Origin of the sequence: Streptomyces sp. NPDC091282, assembly GCF_044757385.1 — a bacterium.
GTDB lineage: Bacteria > Actinomycetota > Actinomycetes > Streptomycetales > Streptomycetaceae > Streptomyces > Streptomyces gramineus.
Genome location: NZ_JBIVUX010000004.1, coordinates 957,165 through 980,122, shown reverse-complemented (window position 1 = coordinate 980,122; position 22,958 = coordinate 957,165). Strand labels below are relative to the sequence as shown.

Genomic DNA, 22,958 nt, shown 5'->3' with positions numbered 1-22,958 from the left:
TGGTCCTCTTGGTGCTCACTACATCTTTCGACTGCGGGATCACTATCCCAGGAACTCCGACGACCGCCGAACCCGCTGTCTCAGGATCCGGCCAGCAGCATCAGGCCGAGCCCGGTCATGGTCGCGGCCACCAGCCCGTCCAGCACCCGCCAGGCGGCCGGTCCCGCGAGGTACCGGCCGAGCAGCCGGGCGCCGAATCCGAGTGCGGCGAACCAGCACAGGCTGGCCAGCGCCGCCCCCAGGCCGAAGGTCCAGCGCAGGTCGCCGTGGCCGGCGGCGAGCGAGCCGAGCAGGAACACCGTGTCCAGGTAGACGTGCGGGTTCAGCCAGGTCATGGCGAGGCAGGTGAGCACCGCCCGGCGCCGGGAACCGGCCGCCTCGCCCTCGGCACGCAGGCCGCCGCCGCCCGGACGCAGCACCCGGCGGGCGGCCAGGACGCCGTAGCAGAGCAGGAAGACACCGCCGACCACGCCGACCGCCCGCACCGCGCCCGGCCAGGCCGCCACCAGCGCGCCCACCCCGCCGACGCCGAGTGCGATGAGGGCTGCGTCGGACAGGGCGCAGATGCCGACGACCGCGAGGACGGCGTCCCGGCGGACGCCCTGGCGCAGGACGAAGGCGTTCTGGGCGCCGATGGCGACGATGAGCGAGAGGCCGCTGCCGAACCCGGCGGCAGCGGCGGCGAGAGTGCTGGACATGTCCTTGACGGTAAGGAAGCGATCTCCGTACGTACAGCTAAAGATTCTTACGTACCCTTAGCACAACTGCAGACGGGAGCGGACCGTGGACCTTCCTCTCGACCAGGTGCGGACGCTGCTGGCGGTGGTGGACGAGGGCACCTTCGAGGCGGCGGCCGCTGCCCTGCACGTGACGCCGTCGGCGGTCAGCCAGCGGGTCAAGGCGCTGGAGCAGCGGACGGGCCGGGTGCTGCTGCGGCGCACCAAGCCGGTGCGGCCCACCGAGTCGGGCGAGGTGCTGGTGCGGTTCGGCCGCCAACTGGCCCGGCTGGAACGCGACGCGCGCCACGAGCTGGGCATGAGCGGTGCCGGGGAGCCGACCCGGGTGTCGGTCGCGGTCAACGCCGACTCGCTGGCGACCTGGTTCCTGCCGGCGCTCGCCGGGCTCCCGCACGTCTTCGTCGAACTGCGCCGCGAGGACGAGGAGCACACCGCCACACTGCTGCGGGAGGGGCTGGTGATGGCGGCGGTGACCTCGTCGCCGGACGCGGTGCCGGGCTGCTCCGTGCGCGCGCTCGGCCGGATGCGGTATCTGCCGGTGGCCGCGCCCGGGTTCGCGGCGGCCCACGTGGCCGGGCCGCTCGCGGCGGCGCTGGGCGACGCGCCGGTGATCGTGTTCGACCGGGTGGACGACTTCCAGGACGGGTTCGTACGACGGCTGGGCGGCGCGGGCGCGGCCTCGCTGCGGCACTACGTGCCGACGTCGGAGGGGTTCCTCGACTCGGTGACGGCGGGCCTGGGCTGGGGCATGGTGCCGGAGGTGCAGGCCGGGCCGCGGCTGCGGGACGGCCGGCTGGTGCGGCTCGGAGGACCGGAGCTGTGGGTGGACACGCCCCTGTACTGGCAGCAGTGGAAGCTGGATTCGCCGGCGCTCGGGGCACTGGCGGACGCGGTGGTGCGCACGGCGGAGGGCGCGCTGCGCCGGCCGTAGGCTCCGGTCACGCAGGCGCGTGCGGGTGGCGTCCGGCACTCTCCAGGAGCATCTCGAGCGCCGTCGGATAGGCGCTGGTCACCATGCGTCTCGCCAGCAGCGGGGCCGCCTCCGCGATGCGGGGATGGGTCGCGGGCGACAGCCGGGCGTACGTCGAGTGCCACTTGGCCTCGTCCGCGCGCAGCGCGTCCCGCGGCAGCGCGAGCGACGCCGCGTCCAGGGCCGCGAAGGCCAGGGTCTGGTCGATGAAGGCGTGGTAGACGCGGACCGTCTCCGCCAGCGGGAAGCCCGCCGTGCGCAGGACGTCCAGGATCGCCTCGTCCGCCGCCAGTTCCTGCGCCCGGCCCGTCACCCGGCTCGCCGTCAGCAGCGCCGCCTGCGGGTGGGAGACGTACTCGGCGTGGATGCGCAGGCCGATCGTGCGCAGGTCGGCCCGCCACTCCCCCGTCGGCGCCCAGCCGGCCAGCGCCTGGCCGATCAGCGCGTCGCCGATCGCCAGGGTCAGCTCGTCCATGCCCCGGAAGTACCGGTACAGGGTGCTGGGATCGCAGTCCAGGGCCAGGCCGAGGCGGCGGGCGGTGAGGCCGGCGCTGCCGTGCTCGCGCAGCAGCCGCAGGGCGGTCGTCACGATGAGCCGCTCGGAGAGCACCGTGCCGCCGCGGGTGGGCCGGCGCCGGCGGCGCTTCTCCTCCGGTACCACCGGTTTGGGCATCGGGCGCTCTCCCTGGGGCTCGGGTGGCGAGGACGTTCTTATGCCAACGCCATTGACCTTATGCCAGGGTCCGTCGTTTGATTCCGGCCGGGCGCCCCCGTACTCGACCTCGCACACTGTTCGAGAAGGAGAATCCGCCATGCGCGTACTGCTCGTGGGAGCCGGTGGTGTGGGCACCGCCGTCACCCGGATCGCGGCCCGTCGCCCGTTCTTCGAGGCGATGGTGGTCGCCGACTACGACCCGGCCCGCGCCGAGGCGGCCGTGGCCGCCGTCGGCGACGACCGCTTCCTCGCGGAGCGGGTCGACGCCGGCGACGAGACGGCCGTCGCCGCGCTGCTCACCCGGCACGGCTGCGACGTGCTGCTCAACGCCACCGACCCGCGCTTCGTGATGCCGCTGTTCCGGGCCGCCCGCGCGGCCGGCACCGGCTATCTCGACATGGCGATGTCGCTGTCCCGGCCGCACGCCGAGCGGCCGTACGAGGAGTGCGGCGTGAAACTCGGCGACGAGCAGTTCGCGCGGGCCGGGGAGTGGGAGAAGGACGGCGCGCTGGCGCTCGTCGGGATGGGCGTGGAGCCGGGGCTGTCGGACGTGTTCGCGCGCTACGCGGCCGACGAACTCTTCGACGAGATCGAGGAGATCGGCATCCGCGACGGCGCCGACCTGACCGTCGACGGCTACGACTTCGCGCCCTCGTTCAGCATCTGGACCACGATCGAGGAGTGCCTGAACCCGCCGGTCGTGTACGAGAAGGACCGCGGCTGGTTCACCACCGCGCCCTTCAGCGAGCCGGAGGTGTTCGACTTCCCGGAGGGGATCGGACCCGTCGAGTGCGTCAACGTCGAGCACGAGGAGGTGCTGCTCGTGCCCCGCTGGGTGGACGCGCGGCGGGTCACCTTCAAGTACGGGCTCGGCGGCGAGTTCATCGACACGCTGAAGACGCTGCACCTGCTCGGCCTGGACAGCACCACGCCGGTGACCGTGCCCGGCCCCGACGGCCCGGTCGCGGTCTCGCCGCGGGACGTGGTCGCCGCTTCACTGCCCGACCCGGCGACCTTGGGCGACCGGATGCGCGGCAAGACCTGCGCGGGCACCTGGGTGCGCGGCGTCAAGGACGGGCGGCCGCGCGAGGTGTATCTCTACCACGTCGTCGACAACGAGTGGTCGATGGCGGAGTACGGTAGTCAGGCCGTGGTGTGGCAGACGGCCCTCAACCCGGTCGTCGCCCTCGAACTCCTGGCCACCGGCGCGTGGTCGGGCTCGGGCGTGCTCGGCCCGGAGGCGTTCCCGGCCCGCCCGTTCCTCGACCTGCTGACCGAGTACGGCTCGCCCTGGGGTCTGCGCGAACAGTGACCGCCCGCGAATTTCCTGGGACTTGGCCGTTTCGGAGGCGCCCGCTCCGGTGACCCGGAACCGAGTACGCGCCGAAACGGCAGAGTCGACATGGATCGCAGGTGAATTCGATGGAGGACTGGCGAGACCACGCCGAGTGCCGCGAGGAGGACCCCGACCTCTTCTTCCCGATCGGCACCACCGGGCCTTCGCTGCACCAGACGCGGCGCGCGAAGGCCGTGTGCGAGCGCTGCCCGGTCCAGGACCCGTGCCTGGACTGGGCGATGGACACCGGACAGACCGTCGGCATCTGGGGCGGTACGACGGAGGCGGACCGCCGGCTGCTGGCCCGGCGCCGCCAGCGGGCCTCGCGCCGGATCAGCTGACGTCGGCCGGCGCCTCGCCGGCCGGCAGCCGCAGGGTGAACTCGGCGCCGCTGCCCGGTTCGCTCGCCGCCTCGACGCTCCCGTCGTGGGCGGCGACCAGGTGGCGCACGATCGGCAGACCGAGCCCGCTGCCTCCGGTGCGGCGGCTGCGGGACTTCTCCGCCCGCCAGAACCGCTCGAAGACGTGCGGCAGGTCGTCGGGCGCGATGCCCTTGCCGGTGTCGGCGACGGTGAGCCGGATGCCGTCGCCGTCCCGGCGGGCCGCCAGGGTCACCGTGCCGTCGGCCGGGGTGTGCCGGATCGCGTTGGAGACCAGGTTGCCCAGCGCCTGACGCATCCGCACCGGGTCGGCGTCGAGCCAGACCGTGCCGTCGGCGTCGGTCACCAGGGTCACCCCGGCCGCGTCGGCGGCCACCCGGTGGGCGGCGGCGACCTGCTCGAACAGGTCGGCGGCGCGCACCGGTTCGCGGTGCATGCGCAGGGTGCCGGCGTCGGCGGCCGCCAGGTCCTGGAGGTCGTCGATGATCCGCTGGAGCAGCAGCGCCTCCTCGTGGAGCGATGCCAGCAGCGCCGGGTCGGGGTCGACCACGCCGTCCCGGGTGACCTCCAGCCAGCCGCGGATGTTGGTGAGCGGGCTGCGCAGTTCGTGGGCGATGTCGCTGACCATCGCCTTGCGCTGCTCCTCCAGGCGTTCCCGGCGCTCGGTGAGGTCGTTGAACGCCTCGGCCAGCAGCCCGGTCTCGTCCCGGGTGCGCACCGGTGCCCGCGCGTGCAGTTCGGGCGGCTGGCGCACGGCGAGGGTCAGCGCGCGCAGCGGCCGCACCAGCCGGGTGGCGACCACGGCGGTGACGGCGACCGTGAAGGCGAGGACCAGTCCGGCCGCGCCGACGATCTTCGCCTTGTTGGCCCGGGACATGTCGAACCGGGGCGCCGTCTGGTCGCCCAGGCCGAGGAAGAGTTCGGCGGCCGGGGCGGCGTACGGTTCGAGCTGGGTGCGGCGGGCGCCGGTGACGCAGCCCTTCGCGAGCTGGTCCGTCTGCGCCTGGTCGCGCCTGGCCTGCTTGGTGGTGAGCAGGAAGCTGCCGGTGACCGGGTTTCGTCCGGTCTGGTCGAAGGTGAGGTACAGCTGTCCGGCGAGGTCGAGGTCCTTGCTCTGCAGACAGGGGCGGACCAGGTCGGTCAGCGTGGCGAGGGCCTTCGCCTCGGTGCGGGTGGCACCGAGGAACCCTTTCTTCATCGCCATGAGCGGGTCGTCCAGGCCGCCGCAGCCGATCGAGCGGAACGCCGAGGTGTCGGTGCCGTCGTCGTCGACGAGGTACGGCCGCCCGCTCGGGGTGTGGGCGACGGTGGTCCTGATCCCGTAGGAGTCGTAGCAGTAGCGCTCCTTCTCCGCGACCGCGTCCAGTTCCCCGCGCTCCTCGGCCGACAGCCGGTAGGGGCCGACCACGCGCGGGTCGATGCCGCTGAGCTGGGCGCCGGACTCGGTGTAGGTGTCGGTGTGCAGCGGGTCGATGGCCGCGGCCGGGCGGGGCGGGAGCGCGGTGCCGCGGACCGCCGAGTCGGCGATCAGGGTGCGGTCGGCGGTGGTCAGCGCGATCCTGCGGCCGGTCTGCGCCGCCAGCGCGCGGACCGTGTGCCGCACCCCGCTCCAGTCGGGGTGGTCCGCGGCGTATCCGCTGAGCTGGGCGAGGATCTTGTTGTCGGCGGCGAGGTCCTGGCCCTGCTCCTCCTCCAGGGCGCTGGTGGTGGTCGTCACCGCGAGCCAGGCGGTGGCGGCGACCGAGCACGCGGCGATCAGCACCGAGGCGAACAGCAGCCGGACCAGGAGCCGTTTGCGCCAGGGTATCCGGGTCCTCACGGCCGGCCGCCGCTCAGCTTGTAGCCGACGCCGAACACGGTCTGCAGCCGTTTCGGCCGCCGGGGGTCGGTCTCGATCTTCCGGCGCAGGTTCATCACGTGGACGTCGACGGCCCGTTCGGTGGAGGCCCGGTCGAAGCCGCGGGTGCACTGGAGCAGCTGGCGCCGGGTGAAGACCCGGTCGGGCTCCCCGGCCATGGCGAGCAGGATCTGGAACTCGGCCGGGGTCACCTCCACCGGCACTCCGTCGCAGCGCACCTCGTGCCGTACCGGATCCACGCTGATCCCGGCGGCGGTCACGGCCGGCTCCTCCCGTACCGCGGCACCGCGCCCGCTGCGCCGCAGCACCGTCCGGATCCGGGCCATCAGCTCCCGGGGACTGTACGGCTTGGTCATGTAGTCGTCGGCGCCCAGCTCCAGGCCGAGCAGCACGTCGTCCTCCTCGGACCGGGCCGTGAGCATCAGCACCGGGATCTCCGGGTCGCCGCCGCGCAGCACCCGGCAGACGCCGAAGCCGTCGATCACCGGGAGCATCAGGTCAAGGACGACCAGGTCGGGCCCGAGCCGCCGGGCCGCGTCCAGCGCGGCGGCGCCGTCGTGGACCACGGTCGCGGTATGGCCCTCGGCCAGCAGGCTCCGCCGGATCAGCTCGGCCTGCATCTCGTCGTCCTCGGCGACCAGCACATGTGCGCACACAGGTTCGGATCCTAGACGCAGCGTCCGGCGGCCTACTGGGCGAGCCAGTCGGCGTACCCCATGACGACGACCGGATGCCGGGCCGGGTCCAGGGTGCGCAGCAGCTGCTTCATGTGCGCCTTGGCGACGCTGACGCAGGCGTGCGTCGGACCGCCGTGGTCGACGTGCAGCCAGACGCCGCCGCCGCGCCCCGCGCCCATCGGGCGGGTCCAGTCGAGGGGCGAGGTGCCGGGCTTGCGGTTGTAGTTGATGGCGACGACGTAGTCGAAGGAGCCTTCCAGCGGCTCGCCCTCGAAGCCGGTGCCGGGCGAACGGAAGCCGTACCCGTGGTCGTAGGGCAGCCTGCTGCCGGGGTCGGGGAGCAGGCCGCCGGCGTCGGTGAGGCCGTACACGCCGACGGGCGATCGCAGGTCTCCGGCCATGTGGTGCTCGCTCCAGCCGTCCCTGCCGTTGTGCGCGGGCCAGTTCGCGCCGGCCTGCCAGTCGCCGCCGTCGCGCTCGTACAGGGCGACGCTGGAGACGGGCGAGTTCCGGCCCCGGCCGCGGGCGACGACGACCTGCTCGGCGTGGCCGGGTATGGCGGCCGCGGTCCGCGGTCCCAGGCCCGGTATGCCGGTGGGCCGCGGGGTGTTGCTCTCGGCTGTGGGGGCGGCCGTCGTCGGCGCCGGCCGGTCGTCGTCCGACCGGCTCGGCGCCGCCTCGGCACCGCCCCCGCAGCCCGAGAGCAGGAGCGGGGAGGCGACTAGGGCGACAGCGGTTCTGCGATGGATCATGAGATCGACTCTGGCCGACGAATGTAAGAAACTCGTCAGCTTTCAGAGCTCCTTCGCGGGTCGCGGGCAACCCCCCTCGGCCCGCGCCCGGACCGCTACGGCTTGCCCTTCTTGTACAACCACGTCTGGAACAGGGACGTGAGATCCTTGCCCGACTGCCCTTGGGCGAGCTTCACAAACTCCGCGGTGGTGCCGTGCCCGTACCGGTGTTCGCCGGCCCAGACCCGCAGGATCCGGAAGAACACCGTGTCCCCGACGGCCTTGCGCAGTTCGTGCAGGGCCATCGCGCCGCGCGCGTACACCGGCGTGCCGAAGATGTTCGCGCCGCTGCCCGGGTCGGCCGGCGGATACGCCCACAGGTCGTTGCTCGCGGGCTTGGCGTACAGCGCGTCGAAGGTCTTCTGCGCGCTGTCGCCTCCGTGCTGCTCCTCGTAGAGCCACTCCGCGTAGGTGGCGAAGCCCTCGTTGAGCCAGATGTCCTTCCACGCGGTCAGGGAGACCGAGTCGCCGAACCACTGGTGGGCGTTCTCGTGCACCAGGGTGTCGAGGTCGGGCGCGGAGTCGTAGATCGGCCGGCCCTGGGTCTCCAGGGCGTAGCCGACGTTCGGCGCGTGGTCGACGATCGCCCCGGCCGAGCGGAACGGGTACGGCCCGAACAGCTTGCTCTCCCACTCCAGGACCGACGGCAGCTTCTTCAGGACGGCCGCCGACCCGCTCGCCTCGCGCGGGTCCACCGCGTTGTACACCTTGATCCCGTCGCGGGTGGTGTACTGCTGCACCTTGAACGTGCCGACGGTGGCGGTGGCGAGGTAGGCGGCCATCGGCTCGCTCTGCCGCCAGCGGAAGGTGGTGCGGGCGCCGGAGGTGTGCTGCCCGAGGAGGACGCCGTTGGCGACGGCGGTGCGTCCCTTGGGGACGGTGATGGTGAAGTCGTACGACGACTTGTCCTTGGGGTGGCTGTTCGCCGGGAACCAGGTCATCGCGCCCTGCGGCTCGCCGGCGACGAACGCGCCGTCGTCGGTGCGGATCCAGCCGTCGGGCGAGCCGTCGGGGTCGGTGACCTGCTTCGGGGTGCCGCCGTAGGTGACGGTGACCTGGAACGGGCGTCCCTTGGCGAGCGCGCGGGACGGCGTGACGGCGAGTTCCTGTCCGCTGCGGGTGAAGCGGGCGGTGCGTCCGTCGACGGTGACCCGGGTGACCTTGAGGCCGCTGAGGTCGAGGTCGAAGCGGGTGAGCTTCTGGGTGGCGCGGGCGGTCAGGACCGCCTTCCCGTCGAGGTGGTGCGAGGAGGTGTCGTAGCGCAGCGTCAGGTCGTAGTGGCCGACGTGGTAGCCGCCGTTGCCGCTGAGGGGGAAGTAGGGGTCGCCCGCGCCCGCCGCGCCGATCGTGCCCGCGGAGGCCGTTCCGGCGGCGGCGAGCAGGGCCGCCACGGCGACCGGGACGGTGGCGAGGACGGCCTCGCGGCGGAGGACTGCGGTACGTCTGCTTGCACCCTGCACCTGCACGAGCGCTCCTTCGAGGGGGTGGCCGGTGATCACTGGCCCACAGACTAGGCGCGCGGGCGTCCGCGTTTCCCCCTCATTCTGGTCAAGCCGCGCCGCGTCCGCAGCCGGTGGCGCGGCCCCGCCGCGTACCCTCGCGGCACCGCCGCCGAGCCGAGAGGACCCGACCGTGAGCGTGCGCGTGCGCAGGATCTACGAGATGCCCGAGCCGGAGGACGGGGTGCGGGTGCTGGTGGACCGGCTGTGGCCGCGCGGGGTGTCGAAGGAGGACGCGCACGTGGACGAGTGGCCGAAGGGCCTGACGCCGTCGAACGAGCTGCGCCGGTGGTTCCACGACGGCGGCTCGTTCGAGGAGTTCACCAGCCGCTACGAGGCGGAGCTGGCCGCTCCCGGGGCCGCCGCGCTCCTGGACGGCCTGCGGAGGACGGCCCGCACCGGCCGCGTCACCCTGCTCACCTCGTCCAGGAACCCGGACGGGAGCCACGCCTCGGTGCTGGCGCGGCTCCTCGCCTCCTAGGCGGTCTGCCGGGCCGCGGCGCGGCCGGCCGCGCGGCCCGAGAAGAGGCAGCCGCCGAGGAAGGTGCCCTCCAGGGCGTTGTAGCCGTGCACACCGCCGCCGCCGAAGCCGGCCACCTCGCCGGCCGCGTACAGGCCCTCGATCGGGCGTCCGTCGGCGGCCAGGGCGCGGGAGTCCAGGTCGGTCTGGATGCCGCCGAGGGTCTTGCGGGTCAGGACGTGCAGCTTGACGCCGATCAGCGGCCCGGCGGCCGGGTCGAGGATGCGGTGCGGGGAGGCGACCCGGCCGAGGCGGTCGCCGATGTAGCGGCGGGCGTTGTGGATGCCCTGGACCTGGGAGTCCTTGCTGTAGGAGTTGCCGATCTGCAGGTCGCGGGCGACGATCTGGCGGCGCACCGCGGCCGGGTCCAGGAGCGCCTTGCCGGTGAGCGCGTTCATCTTCTCGACCAGCTGGTCCAGCGAGTTCGCGGTCACGAAGTCCGCGCCGTTGTCGACGAAGGCCTGCACCGGTGCCGGCGCGCCCTTGCCGAGCAGCCGGTCGCGGAGCACGGCCTTGCGGTCCTTGGCGGTGATGTCCGGGTTCTGCTCGGAGCCGGAGAGCGCGAACTCCTTCTCGATGATCTTCCGGGTGAGGACGAACCAGGAGTGGTCGTGGTCGGCGATGTCCTCGGTGGTGCGTAGGTACTTGAGGGTGCTGAGGGTGTCGTAGCCGGGCAGGCAGGGGTCGGGAAGCCGGCGGCCGAGGGCGTCCAGCCAGATCGAGGACGGGCCGGGCAGGATGCGGATGCCGTGGCCGGGCCAGACCGGGTTCCAGTTCTGGATGCCCTCGGTGTAGTGCCACATGCGGTCGCGGTTGACCAGGCGGACGCCGGCCCCGGCGCTGATGTCGAGCATGCGGCCGTCCACGTAGGCGGGGACGCCGGTGACCATCTCCCTGGGAGGTGTGCCGAGGCGTTCGGGCCAGTAGCGGCGGACGATGTCGTGGTCGGCGCCGATGCCTCCGGAGGTGACGACGACCGCCTGGGCGGTGAGTTCGAAGTCGCCGGCGCGGTCGCGGTTGGAGGCGACGCCGCGCGCCGAGTCGTCGGGGGCGAGGACGGTGCCGCGCACGCCGCGGGCCGCGCCGTCCTCGATGACGAGTTCGTCGACCCGGTGGCGGTGGAGGAAGGTGAGCAGCCCGTCGCGGGCGGCCTGCCGTGCGTAGCGGACGAAGGGCTCGACGACGCCGGTCCCGGTGCCCCAGGCGATGTGGAAGCGGGGTACGGAGTTGCCGTGGCCGGTCGCGCGCAGGTCGCCGCGCTCGGCCCAGCCGACGGTCGGCAGCAGGCTGATGCCGTGGCTCTGCAGCCAGGGGCGCTTCTCACCGGCCGCGAACTCGACGTAGGCGCGCGCCCAGCGCACCGCCCAGGAGTCCTCGTCGTCCTCGCGGTCGAACTGGGCGCTGCCGCGCCAGTCGTTCCAGGCCAGGTCCAGGGAGTCCTTGATGCCGAGGCGGCGCTGTTCGGGCGAGTCGACCAGGAAGAGCCCGCCGAAGGACCAGAACGCCTGGCCGCCGAGGTTGGCGGCGTTCTCCTGGTCGACCAGGGCGACCCGGCGGCCCTTGCTCGTGAGTTCGTGCGCCGCGACCAGGCCGGCGAGGCCCGCTCCGACGACGATGACGTCCGCGTCCATGGCGACCGTTGCCTCTCTTGTCCGAAGGACTTATCCGAAGGGGGTGCTGCCGTCGGTCAGCAGCGCGGTGAGCAGTTGCTTGAGCCAGGCGCGGGCCCGGTCCACGTCCCGGTCGAGGAGCAGTTGGGTGGTAACGCCGTCGTACGCGGCGACCACCGCGTGGGCGGCGCCGTCCGCGCCGCCGAGCACGGCCGGGACCGGCGCGTGGCCGTGGGCCCGGAAGAGCCGGTCGGCGATGGCCTGCCGGAGCCGGGCCCGGTGGTCGAGGAGGGCCTCGGCGACGGCCGGGTCCCGGGCCGCGTGCACCAGGAAGTCGGTCTTCACCAGCAGCCAGTCCACGTCGAGGAGCAGGACGTCGGTGACCCGGTCCACGGAGGCCGCCACGTCCAGGTCCGGGCGGTCCGGGGCGAGGGCGTCGGCGACCTGCCGGGCGATGAGGTCGGCGCGGTCCCGGTAGAGGGCGAAGAACAGTTCGTCGAGGGTGGCGAAGTTGGAGTAGAAGGCGCCGCGGCTGAATCCGGCGGCCTCGCAGACCTCCTCGATGGAGACGCGTCCGAAGCCCTTGGCGGCGAACACGGTGAACGCGGCGTCGAGCAGCCGGGCCCGGGTCCGCCCCCGGCGCCGGGTCACCCGCGGGGGCGCGCCGTCCACTGTCATGTCCCGACCTCCGTTCGATACACGAACGTATCCGATACATGAACGTATCGAAAGACCCCGGACCGGGACCGCCACCGCGCCCGCCGCTCCGCCAAGATCGAATGGGAACAGATTTTCGATTAAGGAGTACGCTGGCTCCATGGCCACGCACCTCCAGGGCTCCCTGTTCGACCAGACCGACGAGCTGCGGCTCGGCGCTCTCCGCGGCGCCGGCCGGACCGAGCTGGGCTCCGGCGCCTGGATCGACGTGCTGCCCGGCTGGCTGAGCGGCGCGGACCTCCTGTTCGAACGGCTGGCCGCGGACGTCCCCTGGCACGCCGAGCGCCGCACGATGTACGACAGCGTCGTGGACGTCCCCCGGCTGCTCGCCTTCTACGGCGCCGGCGACCCGCTCCCCGACCCCGTCCTCACCGAGGCCCGCGACGCGCTCACCCGGCACTACGCCGGAGAACTGGGCGAGCCGTTCACCACGGCGGGGCTCTGCTACTACCGCGACGGACGCGACAGCGTCGCCTGGCACGGCGACCGGATCGGCCGCGGCTCACGGGAGGACACCATGGTCGCGATCCTCTCCGTGGGCGCACCCCGCGACCTGCTGCTGCGTCCGCTGCACGGCGGCCCGTCCGTCCGGCGCCCGCTGGGCCACGGCGACCTGATCGTGATGGGCGGCTCCTGCCAGCGGACCTGGGAGCACTGCGTGCCGAAGACCGCGCGGGCCGCCGGGCCGCGCATCAGCGTCCAGTTCCGGCCGCACGGGGTGCGCTGACCCGGATCCCCCTCAACGGACACCCCGGCCCGTCTGGTTGGCTGTCCTCCGGTTCGGACAGGACGCAGCGGGAACGTCGGAGAGATCATGCGCGCAGAGGTACACGAAGTCGGCAAGGGCATCTACCTGGTGCACGGCCACCACACCAACTGGGTGATCCTCAAGGACGGCGACGCCGTCACGCTGGTGGACACCGGCTACCCCGGCGACCGGCCGGGGCTGCTCGGCTCGCTGGCGGAGGTGGGCAGTTCGCCCGAGGCGGTCACCGCCGTCCTCATCACGCACGCGCACAACGACCACCTCGGCTCCGCCGAGTACCTGCGCGACGCCCACGGCATCCCGGTCTACCTGCACGAGGCCGAAGTGCCGCACGCACGGCGGGACTTCCTCCAGCAGGTCGCCGTCGGGGCGGTACTGAAGAACGCCTGGCGGCCGGGGGTCGTGCCGTGGCTGGTGCACGTCCTGCGGGTCGGCGGCACCGAGCAGCATCCGGTCGCGTCGCCCGAGGCGTTCCCGGTCGCCGACGGGCCCCTCGACCTGCCCGGCCGCCCCGTCCCGGTGCACACGCCCGGCCACACCGACGGGCACGCCGTCTACCACCTGCCGGACGCCGGGATCGTGATCTCCGGCGACGCCCTGGTCAGCGGCCACCCCACCTCGCGCCTGGCCGGACCGCAGCTGCTGCCCGACATGTTCCACCACGAGCGCGCCCGCGCGGTGGAGTCGCTCGGCGTGATCGAGGCACTCGACGCCGACGTGCTGCTGCCCGGACACGGCCCCGTGCACCAGGGATCCGTGCGGGCCGCCGCCCGGCTCGCCCGCGAACGCGCCGTCTAGGGCCGGGCCATGGCATTGCAGATCAGCGCCACCAACCCGGAGCACCCCGCGCTCCTGCTCGAACTCCCCTGGGACGTACCGCTGGAGGAGTGGCCCGCGGAGTACCTCGTGCCGCTCCCCCGCGGCATCTCCCGGCACGTGGTGCGCTACGCCCGCGCCGGCGACGAGGTCATCGCGGTGAAGGAGCTGGCGGAGCGCCCCGCGCTGCGCGAGTACGAACTGCTGCGCGACCTGGACCGGCTCTCCATCCCCGCGGTGGACCCGCTCGCGGTGATCACCGGCCGCACCGACCCGGCGGGCGAACCGCTGGAGCCGGTGCTGGTCACCCGGCACCTGGGCGGCTCCATGCCGTACCGCTCCATGTTCGAGACGACCATGCGTCCCGCCACCATGCACCGCCTCATGGACGCCCTCGCGGTGCTGCTGGTCCGCCTGCACCTGGCCGGGTTCGCCTGGGGCGACTGCTCGCTGTCCAACACGCTGTTCCGGCGGGACGCGGGCGCCTACGCGGCCTACCTGGTGGACGCCGAGACCGGTGACCTGCATCCGCAGCTCAGCAACGGGCAGCGGGACTACGACCTGGACCTGGCCCGGGTCAACATCAGCGGCGAACTGCTCGACCTGGAGGCGTCCGGGGCGCTGCACCCGTCGCTGGACCCGATCGAGTTCGGTTTCGAGATCTGCACCCGCTACGGCGAGCTGTGGCAGGAGCTGACCCGTACCTCGGTGTACCCGGCGGGCAAGTACCACTACATCGACCGCCGGATCCGGCGGCTCAACGAGCTGGGCTTCGACGTCGCCGAGATGCAGATCGAGCACTCCTCCAACGGCGACAGCGTCACCTTCGTCCCGAAGGTCGTCGACGCCGGGCACCACCAGCGCCAGCTGCTCCGGCTGACCGGCCTGGACGCCGAGGAGAACCAGGCCCGGCGGCTGCTGAACGACCTGGAGAGCTGGATGGCCACCCAGGACGACTACGCGCCGGGCGACCCCCTCGCCGCCCGCCCCGAGGTGCTGGCCCACCGGTGGGTGCGGGACGTCTTCCGCCCGACCGTGCGGGCGGTGCCGCTGGAGCTGCGCGGCTCCATGGACCCCGCCGAGATCTACCACGAGCTGCTCGAACACCGCTGGTACCTGTCCGAGCGGGCCCAGCACGACATAGGCCTGGACAGCGCGGTCCAGGACTACATCGCGAACGTGCTGCCCAAGGCCCGCGAGACCCTGGAGCCGGTCACTCCGGAGTGACCGGCGCGTGCGGCACCACGGCCACCGGGCAGCCGGCGTGGTGCAGCACGCCGTGCGCAACCGAGCCGATGCGCGCACCCACCGCGGTGCGGTGCGCGCGCCGGCCGACGACCATCAGCTGCGCCCGGCCGGCCACCGACAGGAGGACCTGTCCGGCGCTGCCCATCTCCACGTGCTCGGCGACCGGCACGTCCGGGAACCGCTCCCGCAGCGGCCGTACCGCCTCGGCCAGGGCCTTCTTCTCGTAGGGCTCCAGGCCGCCGGACTCGTCCAGCAGCCTCAGCGAACCCGGGCTGTAGGCGAAGACCGGCGGCAGCGTCCAGGCCCTGACCACCCGGACCGTCGCGCCACGGGCCGCCGCCGTCTCGAACGCGAACTCCAGCGCGGCGGTGCTGTCCCGCGGGCCGCCCTGCTGGCCCACGACGACCTCGCGGCCGGCGGCCTCGGCGGCCGGTTCGTCCTCGGCCCTGACCAGGACGACGGGCCGGGCGGCGCCGGCGATCACCTGCTGTCCGACGGAGCCGAGCAGGAAGCCGACGACCGGCCCGTGCCCGCGCGAGCCCAGCGCCAGCAGCTCGGCCCCGGCGGCCGCGCCGACCAGGACATCGGCCGGGTCGCCCGGCACGACGTCGACGGTCGCCGAGAGCCCGGGATACCGTCCGGTGACGGCACGCACCGACTCGCTCACCCCGTCCGACACCCAGCCGCGCTGCGTCTCCGGGTCGCCGCCGAGCCCCTCGTGCTCCTCGTAGCGCCAGGCGTGCACCACCCGCAGCGGCAGACCGCGCCGCACCGCCTCGCGGGCCGCCCAGTCAAGAGCCGCCAGGCTCTCCTCCGTACCGTCGACCCCTGCCGTGATCGGGCGTGTCATGCACCGGCCTCCTCGTCGGTTCCGCGTGAGCGTGATCAGTCTTCCGCACTCCCGGGTGCCCGCTGTGCACCCGCGTACAAGAGCGGCGGCGGCCGATCGAACATACGATGGGCGAGTGCGGTGGCCGCGCTCCTCGCCAGAGGGCCCCGCCGCACCGACGAACCAACGGCTCGGGGTGGGAGACGTATGGCACAGGCTGCCGACGCAGCACGGACCGTCATCATGACCGTGGACGACGACCCGGGGGTCTCCCGTGCCGTCGCCCGCGATCTGCGGCGGCGCTACGGCGCGTCGTACCGGATCGTGCGCGCGGAGTCCGGCGACTCGGCGCTGGAGGCGCTGCGGGAACTGAAACTCCGCGGCGACCTGGTGGCGGTGATCCTGGCCGACTACCGGATGCCGCAGATGAACGGCATCGAGTTCCTGGAACAGGCCCTGGACGTGTACCCGGGCGCCCGCCGCGTCCTGCTGACCGCGTACGCGGACACCAACGCGGCGATCGACGCGATCAACGTCGTCGATCTGGACCACTACCTGCTCAAGCCGTGGGACCCGCCCGAGGAGAAGCTGTACCCGGTCCTGGACGACCTGCTGGAGGCGTGGCGGTGCAGCGCCTACAAGCCGGTGCCGGCCACCAAGGTCGTCGGGCACCGCTGGTCGGCCCGCTCCTCGGACGTGCGGGAGTTCCTGGCCCGCAACCAGGTGCCCTACCGCTGGTACTCGGTCGAGGAGCCGGAGGGCCGCCGCCTGCTGGCCGCCGCCGGCGCCGACGGACAGCGGCTGCCCCTGGTGATCACGCCGGACGGCACGCCCCTGATCGAGCCGGAGGCGCCCGAACTGGCGGCGCGGGTGGGGCTCGCGACCACGCCCACGGCGGACTTCTACGACCTGATCGTCATCGGCGGCGGCCCGGCCGGGCTCGGCTCGGCGGTGTACGGGGCGTCGGAGGGGCTGCGGACCGTGCTCGTGGAACGCGCGGCGACCGGCGGGCAGGCCGGGCAGAGTTCCCGCATCGAGAACTACCTGGGCTTCCCGGACGGGGTGTCCGGGGCGCAGCTCACCGACCGGGCCCGGCGGCAGGCCGCCAAGTTCGGCGCGGAGGTGCTGACGGCCCGCGAGGTCACCGCGCTGGAGGTCAACGGGGCGGCGCGGGTGGTGCGGTTCGCCGACGGCTCGACGATCGCCGCGCACAGCGTGATCCTGGCGACCGGCGTGCAGTACCGGCAGCTGGAGGCCGAGGGCTGCCTGAACCTGACCGGCTGCGGGGTGTACTACGGCTCGGCGCTGACCGAGGCCGCCTCCTGCCAGGGTCAGGACGTGTACATCGTCGGCGGCGCCAACTCCGCGGGCCAGGCGGCGATGTACCTGTCCCGGTTCGCCAAGTCCGTGACGCTGCTGGTGCGCGGCGCCGACCTGTCGGCCTCGATGTCGTACTACCTGATCCAGCAGATCAACGAGGCGCCGAACATCTCGGTGCGCGGCCACACGCTGGTGGACTCCGCGCACGGGACCGACCGGCTGGAGCGGCTGACGCTCCGTCACTCGGTGAGCGGGGAGACCGAGTCGGTCGACGCGCAGTGGATGTTCGTGTTCATCGGCGCGGCCCCGCTGACCGACTGGCTCGGCGACACCGTGCTGCGTGACGGACGCGGGTTCATCCTGGCCGGACCCGACCTGTCCGTCGACGGGCAGCCGCCGACGGACTGGGATCTGGACCGGCCGCCGTACCACCTGGAGACCAGCGTGCCCGGAGTGTTCGTGGCGGGCGACGCACGCGCCGAGTCCGCCAAGCGGGTCGCGTCCGCCGTCGGAGAAGGAGCCATGGCCGTGATGCTCGTCCACCGTTACCTGGAGCAGTCGTGAGCGGGCAGCTGATGCCGTGCAGCCCGCAGGAGGTCGGCGCGCTGTTCCTCTTCGAGAAGCTGGAGCCGGAGCAGCTGGGCCGGCTGTGCGCGGCGGGCCGGGTCGAGCTGTTCCAGCCGGGACCGGTCTACGCCGAGGGCGATCCGGCCACCTGCTTCTACGTGATGATCGAGGGCACCGTGGTGCTCTCCCGGCAGGTCGGCGGGGACGACGTCGAGGTCACCAGGACCTCGCAGAGCGGGGTGTACGCGGGTGCGATGCAGGCGTACCTCGGTGAGCGGGTGCGGCAGGCGTACAACAACTCGATGCGGGTGACCGAGCCCACGCGGTTCTTCGTGCTCCCGGCGGACACGTTCGCGGAGATCATGCAGGACTGGTTCCCGATGGCCGTGCACCTGCTGGAGGGCCTGTTCTTCGGCTCGAAAAACACCCAGGCGGCGATCGGGCAGCGCGAACGGCTGCTGGCGCTCGGCTCGTTGTCGGCCGGGCTCACCCACGAGCTGAACAACCCGGCCGCTGCGGCGGTCCGCGCGACGTCGTCGCTGCGCGAACGGGTGGCGAAGATGCGGCACAAGCTCGCGATCATCGCGGAGAGCCCGTTCTCCCGGGAGCAGCTGGCCGGTCTGATCGAGATCCAGGAGCGCACCGCCGAGCGGGTCGCCAAGGCCCCGTCGCTCAGTCCGCTGGAGGCCTCCGACCGCGAGGACACGCTCACGGACTGGCTGGAGGACCACGGCTGCGACAACGGCTGGCAGCTCGCACCGACCTTCGTGCAGGCCGGTCTTGACGTCGACTGGCTGGACCAGGTCGCGGCGGCCGTGGACGAGGAGATCCTGCCGAACTCGATCGGGTGGCTCAACTACACCATCGAGACCGAGCTGTTGATGAACGAGATCGAGGACTCGACGACCCGGATCTCCCACCTCGTCGACGCCGCCAAGCAGTACAGCCAGCTGGACCGGGCACCGTACCGGGTCGTCGACGTGCACGAACTCCTCGACAGCACGCTGCTGATGCTGTCCGGCAAGATCGGTCAGGACATCCGGGTGGTCAAGGAGTACGACCGGACGCTGCCGCCGGTCCCCGCCTACCCCGCCGAGCTGAACCAGGTGTGGACGAACCTGATCGACAACGCGGTGTGCGCGATGAAGGGCGACGACGGCGTCGGGCAGGGCACGCTGACCGTGCGGACCGCGCTCGACCACGAGCAGTTGCTGGTCGAGTTCGGGGACACCGGGACCGGGATCGCGCCGGAGATCAAGGACCGGATCTTCGACCCCTTCTTCACGACGAAGCCCGTGGGGCAGGGCACGGGTCTCGGCCTGGACATCTCGTGGCGGATCGTCGTCAACAAGCACCACGGCACCATGCGGGTGGAGTCGGTGCCCGGCGACACCCGTTTCCAGGTCCTGCTCCCGCTGACCGCCGAGACGCCCGAGGCGGACACCCCCCGATCATCCAAGGAGACGGTATGAGTGGCGACACCGCGATCGATCCGAGCGTTCCGCCGAGCGGTGCCGGGTGCGTGGAGTGCGACAAGGCGGGCGGCTGGTGGTTCCACCTGCGGCGGTGCGCGCAGTGCGGGCACATCGGGTGCTGCGACGACTCGCCCTCCAAGCACGCGACGGCGCACTTCAAGGACACCGGACACCCGATCATACGGAGCTACGAGCCGGGCGAGGGCTGGTTCTGGAACTACGAGACGGACGAGGTGTTCGAGGCCGGGCCGCAGCTGGCGCCGCCGGACTGCCATCCCGCGGACCAGTCCGTGCCGGGTCCCGCGGAGCGGGTGCCGGAGAACTGGGCGCAGGTCCTGCGGGGCTGAGACGGAGCGGGGCGCGGCCCGTCCGGGCGGTGTCCGCCGCCGTCCGCGGTGAGACACGGGTCAGCCCCGGGCCGGTGGCCCGGGGCTGACCCGTGGACCGCTGGTTCAGCGGTCGCAGTCGAGGCTCGCGAGAGCGACGGAGTCGGCCATGGCCTGCATCCCCTTGTCGTTGGGGTGGATGTGGTCGCCGCCGTCGAGGAAGGGCAGCATCCGCGCCTGGTCGTAGGGGCTGCGCAGGATCCGGTCGAAGTCGGCGGTCGCGTCGAACTCGCCGCTGGTGCGGATGTACTGGTTGACCTCCTGGCGTACGGCCTCGCCCGCGGCGTCCCACTCCGGCCAGCCCTCGAACGGCCCGACGGTCGAGGCGACCACGCACTTCCCTGCGGCGTGCGCCCGCCGGACGACCTCGCGGTACCCGGCGATCAGGCCGGCCGCGGTGACCCCGGTGTGGGCCTTGATGTCGTTGACGCCCTCGAAGAGGAAGACGGTCCGCACGCCGGGCTGGCTGAGCACGTCGCGGTCCAGGCGGTTGAGGGCGGCCTGGCCGGCGCCGTCCGCGAGCACCTGGTTGCCGGAGATGCCCTCGTTGGCGACGCCCTTGACCGCGGTGTCCGCCTTCTGGAGCCGCCGGGCGAGGTAGTCCGGCCAGCGGCGGTCGAGGTCGGAGGTGGACGCCCAGCCGTCGGTGATGGAGTCGCCGAGCGTGACCACGGCTCCGGTCGCCGGGCCGGGCGGCCGTACGGAGACCGAGTCCAGGTACCACCAGGAGCCGGTGGTCCCGGTCCAGTCGGCGGCGCCCTCCTCGGCGGTGTGGTCGCCCTGGGCCACGTACGAGGTCTGCATCGCCATGCCGTGGCCGGTGGCCGGTCCGGCCGCGTCGGGGCTGTGCAGGCTGACGACCAGGTCGCTGCCGGCGGGCAGGCTGCCGGGCAGCGGATCGCTCCAGGCGGTGGCGCCCGCGGGCACGGTGACCGTGCGGGCGCCGTCGAAGGTGAGCCGCCGGTTGCTGCCCGGCCGCAAGGCGGCGCCCTGACTCCGCAGGCCGGCGTAGACGCTGTCCAGGGTCAGCGGCCGGTCGCCGAAGGCGTTCGACAGCCGTACCCGAGCGCCGCTGCCTGCGGCGCTGGTGCGCACGACCAGCCGGTAGCTGCGGTCGGCGGTGCCCTCCCCCAGCCGGTCGGCGCTCGCCGCCCAGGTGACGACGTCGTGCCGGGAGGCGGTCCGCGCCGGGAACGCGTGGGCGGGCCCGGTCTGGCAGGCGACCGTCGCCAGCAGGAGCGTCGCGAGGGCGGCGAGGCGCGGGATGCGGCCGGTCACCGCGGGAAGTCCTTCAGCGTGACGGAGCCGCCCGGCTTCAGGGTGACCGTCCGGGTCGTCCCGCCGTACGCGACCGTCGTCGTCCGGCCGCCGACGCTGCGGATCCGGGCCTCGGTGGGCCTGCCGTCGCGCCAGCTCAGGTCGACGACGAAGCCGCCGCGCGCGCCTGCGCCGGTGATCCGGCCGGCGGCGGCCCAGGCGTCGGGCAGGGCGGGCAGGAGTTCCAGGTGGCCGGGGCGGGAGTAGAGCAGCATCTCCGCGATCGCGGCCGGGGTACCGAAGTTGGCCTCGATCTGGAAGATGCCCCGGCCCTGTTCGACCTCGTAGATGTCGAACAGGTTGGGCGAGGTGCCGTTGCTGCCGTTGCTGGAGGGGCGCAGGTTCCTGACGACGAGCTGGTAGGCCTTGTCGGCGTCCTTGAGCCGTGCCCAGCACAGCGAGCGCCAGGCGTTGGCCCAGCCGAAGCTGTCCATGCCGCGTGCGGTGAGCAGCGCGGTGGCGCCCTTGACGATGTCGGCGGGCGTGGAGCCGTCGGGGCGGATCCGGTCGCCGGGGAAGAGGTTGATCAGCGGCGAGAGGTGGCGGTGGGTGGTCTCGCCGAGGTTGTCCGGGGACATCCACTCCTCCAGCCAGCCGGTCTTCGGGCTCACCACCGGCAGGTAGAGGCGATCGCGGAGCTTTCCGATGGTGTCCGCGTATCCAGCATCCCTCTTGAGGGCGGCAGCCGCAGTACGGAAGTTGCCGAACAGCGTCCACACCTGTTCCTGGGAATAGGTGTTTCCCTTGCCGTCCTGCGGGCCGTGCTCCGGCGACCAGTCGCTGTCGTCGATCAGCACCTGCTTCCCGTCGTCCAGGGTGGTGGTGATCAGCCGCGCCTCCCAGAACTCGCAGGCGCCCTTGAGCAGCGGGTAGATCTTCTCCAGGTGGGAGCGGGAGAGGGTGAACTCGTAGTGCTCCCAGAGGCTGTTGCACAGCCAGGCGTTGCCCGCCGGGTGCCACCACCAGCCGAGTCCGCCGTAGGGGTTGGTGGAGAAGGCCACGGTCCAGCCGGCGACCTTGCCGGTGGAGTTGCGGTAGCGGTTGCGGGAGTCCTGGTACAGCCGCCGGGTGAGGTCCGTCCAGGAGGAGAGCTGGTCGGCGCAGTAGTCGGTGAAGGCGTCGAAGCACTGCGACAGACCGAGCCGGTCGGACATCCAGTAGTTCATCTGGATGTTGATGTCGGTGTGGTAGTCGCCCATCCAGTCAGGGTCGTTGCCGTCCAGCCAGACGCTCTGCAGGCCCATGGGCAGGCCGTCACGGGACCCGGCGATCATCAGGTAGCGGCCGAACTGGGCGTAGGCGGCCTCCAGTTCCGGGTCGGGGTCGCCGGTGTCGGTGCGGGCCTGCAGGCGTGCCCAGGTGTCGAGTTCGCGCTGGCCGGCCGTCGAGGTGCCGAGCGAGAGGTCGAACTGCCCGAAGAGGGCGCGGTGGTCGGCGGCGTGGGTGCGCAGCAGCGAGTCCACCGAGTGCCCGGCCGCCGTCCGGACCTTGGTGCGGGCGAGCGCCGCCGGGTCGAGGCGCCGGTCGCGGAAGCCGGTGGCCGCGTCCGGCGCGTAGTCGGTACCGCCGCCGAGGACGACGGTCAGGGCCCGGCAGTCGGCGAAGTCGATGCGCGAACCGTTCACCCGTACCCGGCCGCCGTCGCTCACGGCGTGTACGGCGGAGGCGTACTTGAGTCCGTTGGCGAAGGTCCCGGCGAACGACTCGGCGGTGCCGCCGGTCTCGCCGTGGGTGCCTTCCAGGGTGATGGTGCCGGTGTAGCGGCCGCCGCCGTCCTGGCCGAAGTGGAGCACGACGACGTCGTCGGGGCGGCTGGCGAACAGCTGCCGGCGGTAGGTCACGCCGGAGCGGACGTACGACGCGGAGACCACGCCGTTGTCGAGGTCGAGGTCGCGGCGGTAGCCGGAGACGGCGCCGAGGTCGTGGTCGGGGATCTCCACGGTGAGCCTGGCGAGCAGGGTGAGCGAGCCGAAGTCGGCGCGCCCGTAGGGGAACTGGCCGTCGGAGTCGAGGGTGTCGTTGAGTCCGCCGGTCCACAGGGTGGCGTCGGTGATCAGGAGGAGTTCACGGCCCGGGTCGTTGCTCGCGAGGGCGCCGAGCCGGCCGTTGCCGACGGGCAGGCCCTGCTCGATCATCGACCCGTCCCCGGCGGGCGCCTGCCACCAGAGCCGGTGGCGGGCCGCGGCGAGCGGTGCGGAGGACCGCTGCGGGGCGGCGGAGGCGGTGAAGGCGGGAAGTCCGGCGAGGGCGCCCGTGGCGGCGGCGAGGGCGAGGAAGCCACGCCTGCTGGGGTGGTTGTCCATGGGGTTCCAATCCAACGTCCGTGAGGGGGGCACCCCGCCAGGGGTGCCCCGTGAGGGGCGCGGGGAACTGCGCGACCGGCCCCCCACCGGCCCGCAGTTCCCGAACGACGCACGTGCCGAG

The 22,958-nt window shown here is 72.8% G+C and carries 21 protein-coding genes; 10 read left to right on the top strand and 11 right to left on the bottom strand.

Translation table 11 applies throughout. From position 1 onward, the window contains the following. Window positions 1-80: 80 nt before the first annotated feature. The gene (locus ACIQOE_RS23185; RefSeq protein WP_351324318.1) at window positions 81-698 is read right to left on the bottom strand and encodes a LysE/ArgO family amino acid transporter; all 618 of its coding nucleotides are present in this window, start codon (window positions 696-698) and stop codon (window positions 81-83) included. Between the two features lie 85 nt (window positions 699-783). On the opposite strand from ACIQOE_RS23185, the gene ACIQOE_RS23180 reads away from it, so the two are divergent. Continuing rightward, window positions 784-1,668: a LysR family transcriptional regulator ArgP gene (locus ACIQOE_RS23180; protein ID WP_399010692.1), complete on the top strand. Its 885-nt coding sequence runs from the start codon at window positions 784-786 to the stop codon at window positions 1,666-1,668. A 7-nt stretch (window positions 1,669-1,675) separates the two neighbouring features. On the opposite strand, the gene ACIQOE_RS23175 is transcribed toward ACIQOE_RS23180, so the two are convergent. Further along, window positions 1,676-2,380 carry a helix-turn-helix domain-containing protein gene (locus tag ACIQOE_RS23175; RefSeq protein ID WP_351324315.1) on the bottom strand — a complete coding sequence of 235 codons (705 nt, stop codon included), beginning with the start codon at window positions 2,378-2,380 and terminating at the stop codon, window positions 1,676-1,678. A gap of 139 nt (window positions 2,381-2,519) precedes the next feature. Here ACIQOE_RS23175 and ACIQOE_RS23170 point away from each other — a divergent pair, with 139 nt between their 5' ends. After that, window positions 2,520-3,734, top strand: coding sequence for a saccharopine dehydrogenase C-terminal domain-containing protein (locus ACIQOE_RS23170; RefSeq protein ID WP_351324313.1), 1,215 nt, complete (start codon window positions 2,520-2,522; stop codon window positions 3,732-3,734). Window positions 3,735-3,844: 110 nt separating this feature from the next. Beyond that, the gene (locus tag ACIQOE_RS23165) at window positions 3,845-4,099 is read left to right on the top strand and encodes a WhiB family transcriptional regulator (RefSeq protein WP_351324311.1); all 255 of its coding nucleotides are present in this window, start codon (window positions 3,845-3,847) and stop codon (window positions 4,097-4,099) included. On the opposite strand, the gene ACIQOE_RS23160 is transcribed toward ACIQOE_RS23165, so the two are convergent. The 4 genes from ACIQOE_RS23160 to ACIQOE_RS23145 form a co-directional block, all read right to left on the bottom strand. Further along, complete coding sequence (locus ACIQOE_RS23160) at window positions 4,092-5,957, bottom strand: sensor histidine kinase (RefSeq protein WP_399010693.1); 1,866 nt, start codon at window positions 5,955-5,957, stop codon at window positions 4,092-4,094. The two genes, ACIQOE_RS23165 and ACIQOE_RS23160, sit on opposite strands and share 8 nt — an antisense overlap. Beyond that, window positions 5,954-6,652 (bottom strand): response regulator transcription factor, encoded by a 699-nt coding sequence (locus tag ACIQOE_RS23155; protein ID WP_351324308.1) that lies wholly within the window; start codon window positions 6,650-6,652, stop codon window positions 5,954-5,956. Before ACIQOE_RS23155 ends, ACIQOE_RS23160 begins: the two co-directional genes overlap by 4 nt. A gap of 32 nt (window positions 6,653-6,684) precedes the next feature. Then, entirely contained in the window at window positions 6,685-7,425 is a 741-nt protein-coding gene (locus ACIQOE_RS23150) for a L,D-transpeptidase family protein (RefSeq protein WP_351324307.1), read from the bottom strand. A gap of 95 nt (window positions 7,426-7,520) precedes the next feature. Continuing rightward, window positions 7,521-8,930, bottom strand: a complete 1,410-nt coding sequence (locus ACIQOE_RS23145) for a M1 family metallopeptidase (protein ID WP_401413364.1) — start codon at window positions 8,928-8,930, stop codon at window positions 7,521-7,523. Between the two features lie 166 nt (window positions 8,931-9,096). Between ACIQOE_RS23145 and ACIQOE_RS23140 the strand changes: the two genes are divergently transcribed. After that, window positions 9,097-9,444, top strand: coding sequence for a DUF488 domain-containing protein (locus ACIQOE_RS23140; protein WP_401413362.1), 348 nt, complete (start codon window positions 9,097-9,099; stop codon window positions 9,442-9,444). Here the strand turns inward: ACIQOE_RS23140 and ACIQOE_RS23135 are convergent. After that, a complete protein-coding gene (locus ACIQOE_RS23135) occupies window positions 9,441-11,114 on the bottom strand; it encodes an FAD-binding dehydrogenase (RefSeq protein ID WP_351324301.1) in 1,674 nt (557 codons plus the stop codon). The two genes, ACIQOE_RS23140 and ACIQOE_RS23135, sit on opposite strands and share 4 nt — an antisense overlap. A gap of 30 nt (window positions 11,115-11,144) precedes the next feature. Then, window positions 11,145-11,771: a TetR/AcrR family transcriptional regulator gene (locus tag ACIQOE_RS23130; RefSeq protein WP_362647930.1), complete on the bottom strand. Its 627-nt coding sequence runs from the start codon at window positions 11,769-11,771 to the stop codon at window positions 11,145-11,147. A 139-nt stretch (window positions 11,772-11,910) separates the two neighbouring features. Between ACIQOE_RS23130 and ACIQOE_RS23125 the strand changes: the two genes are divergently transcribed. The 3 genes from ACIQOE_RS23125 (at window position 11,911) to ACIQOE_RS23115 (ending at window position 14,619) form a co-directional block, all read left to right on the top strand. Beyond that, on the top strand, window positions 11,911-12,537 hold the full coding sequence (locus tag ACIQOE_RS23125; protein ID WP_351324297.1) for an alpha-ketoglutarate-dependent dioxygenase AlkB: 627 nt from the start codon (window positions 11,911-11,913) through the stop codon (window positions 12,535-12,537). 87 nt (window positions 12,538-12,624) lie between these two features. Then, window positions 12,625-13,374 (top strand): MBL fold metallo-hydrolase, encoded by a 750-nt coding sequence (locus ACIQOE_RS23120; protein ID WP_351324296.1) that lies wholly within the window; start codon window positions 12,625-12,627, stop codon window positions 13,372-13,374. Between the two features lie 9 nt (window positions 13,375-13,383). Continuing rightward, complete coding sequence (locus ACIQOE_RS23115; protein WP_362647936.1) at window positions 13,384-14,619, top strand: DUF4032 domain-containing protein; 1,236 nt, start codon at window positions 13,384-13,386, stop codon at window positions 14,617-14,619. On the opposite strand, the gene ACIQOE_RS23110 is transcribed toward ACIQOE_RS23115, so the two are convergent. Further along, window positions 14,606-15,490, bottom strand: a complete 885-nt coding sequence (locus ACIQOE_RS23110) for a universal stress protein (protein ID WP_365560167.1) — start codon at window positions 15,488-15,490, stop codon at window positions 14,606-14,608. The two genes, ACIQOE_RS23115 and ACIQOE_RS23110, sit on opposite strands and share 14 nt — an antisense overlap. Before the next feature lie 186 nt (window positions 15,491-15,676). Here ACIQOE_RS23110 and ACIQOE_RS23105 point away from each other — a divergent pair, with 186 nt between their 5' ends. From ACIQOE_RS23105 to ACIQOE_RS23095, 3 genes are read left to right on the top strand one after another with little or no spacing between them, the layout of a single operon-like run. Beyond that, window positions 15,677-17,353 (top strand): FAD-dependent oxidoreductase, encoded by a 1,677-nt coding sequence (locus ACIQOE_RS23105; RefSeq protein ID WP_365560164.1) that lies wholly within the window; start codon window positions 15,677-15,679, stop codon window positions 17,351-17,353. Continuing rightward, window positions 17,350-18,828: an ATP-binding protein gene (locus tag ACIQOE_RS23100; RefSeq protein WP_351324288.1), complete on the top strand. Its 1,479-nt coding sequence runs from the start codon at window positions 17,350-17,352 to the stop codon at window positions 18,826-18,828. Before ACIQOE_RS23105 ends, ACIQOE_RS23100 begins: the two co-directional genes overlap by 4 nt. Then, window positions 18,825-19,178 carry a UBP-type zinc finger domain-containing protein gene (locus tag ACIQOE_RS23095; RefSeq protein ID WP_365560161.1) on the top strand — a complete coding sequence of 118 codons (354 nt, stop codon included), beginning with the start codon at window positions 18,825-18,827 and terminating at the stop codon, window positions 19,176-19,178. Before ACIQOE_RS23100 ends, ACIQOE_RS23095 begins: the two co-directional genes overlap by 4 nt. Window positions 19,179-19,283: 105 nt before the next feature. Here the strand turns inward: ACIQOE_RS23095 and ACIQOE_RS23090 are convergent, their stop codons facing one another. Continuing rightward, complete coding sequence (locus ACIQOE_RS23090) at window positions 19,284-20,495, bottom strand: SGNH/GDSL hydrolase family protein (RefSeq protein WP_365575923.1); 1,212 nt, start codon at window positions 20,493-20,495, stop codon at window positions 19,284-19,286. Further along, window positions 20,492-22,837 carry a glycosyl hydrolase family 95 catalytic domain-containing protein gene (locus tag ACIQOE_RS23085; protein WP_401413356.1) on the bottom strand — a complete coding sequence of 782 codons (2,346 nt, stop codon included), beginning with the start codon at window positions 22,835-22,837 and terminating at the stop codon, window positions 20,492-20,494. Before ACIQOE_RS23085 ends, ACIQOE_RS23090 begins: the two co-directional genes overlap by 4 nt. Window positions 22,838-22,958 lie beyond the last annotated feature (121 nt).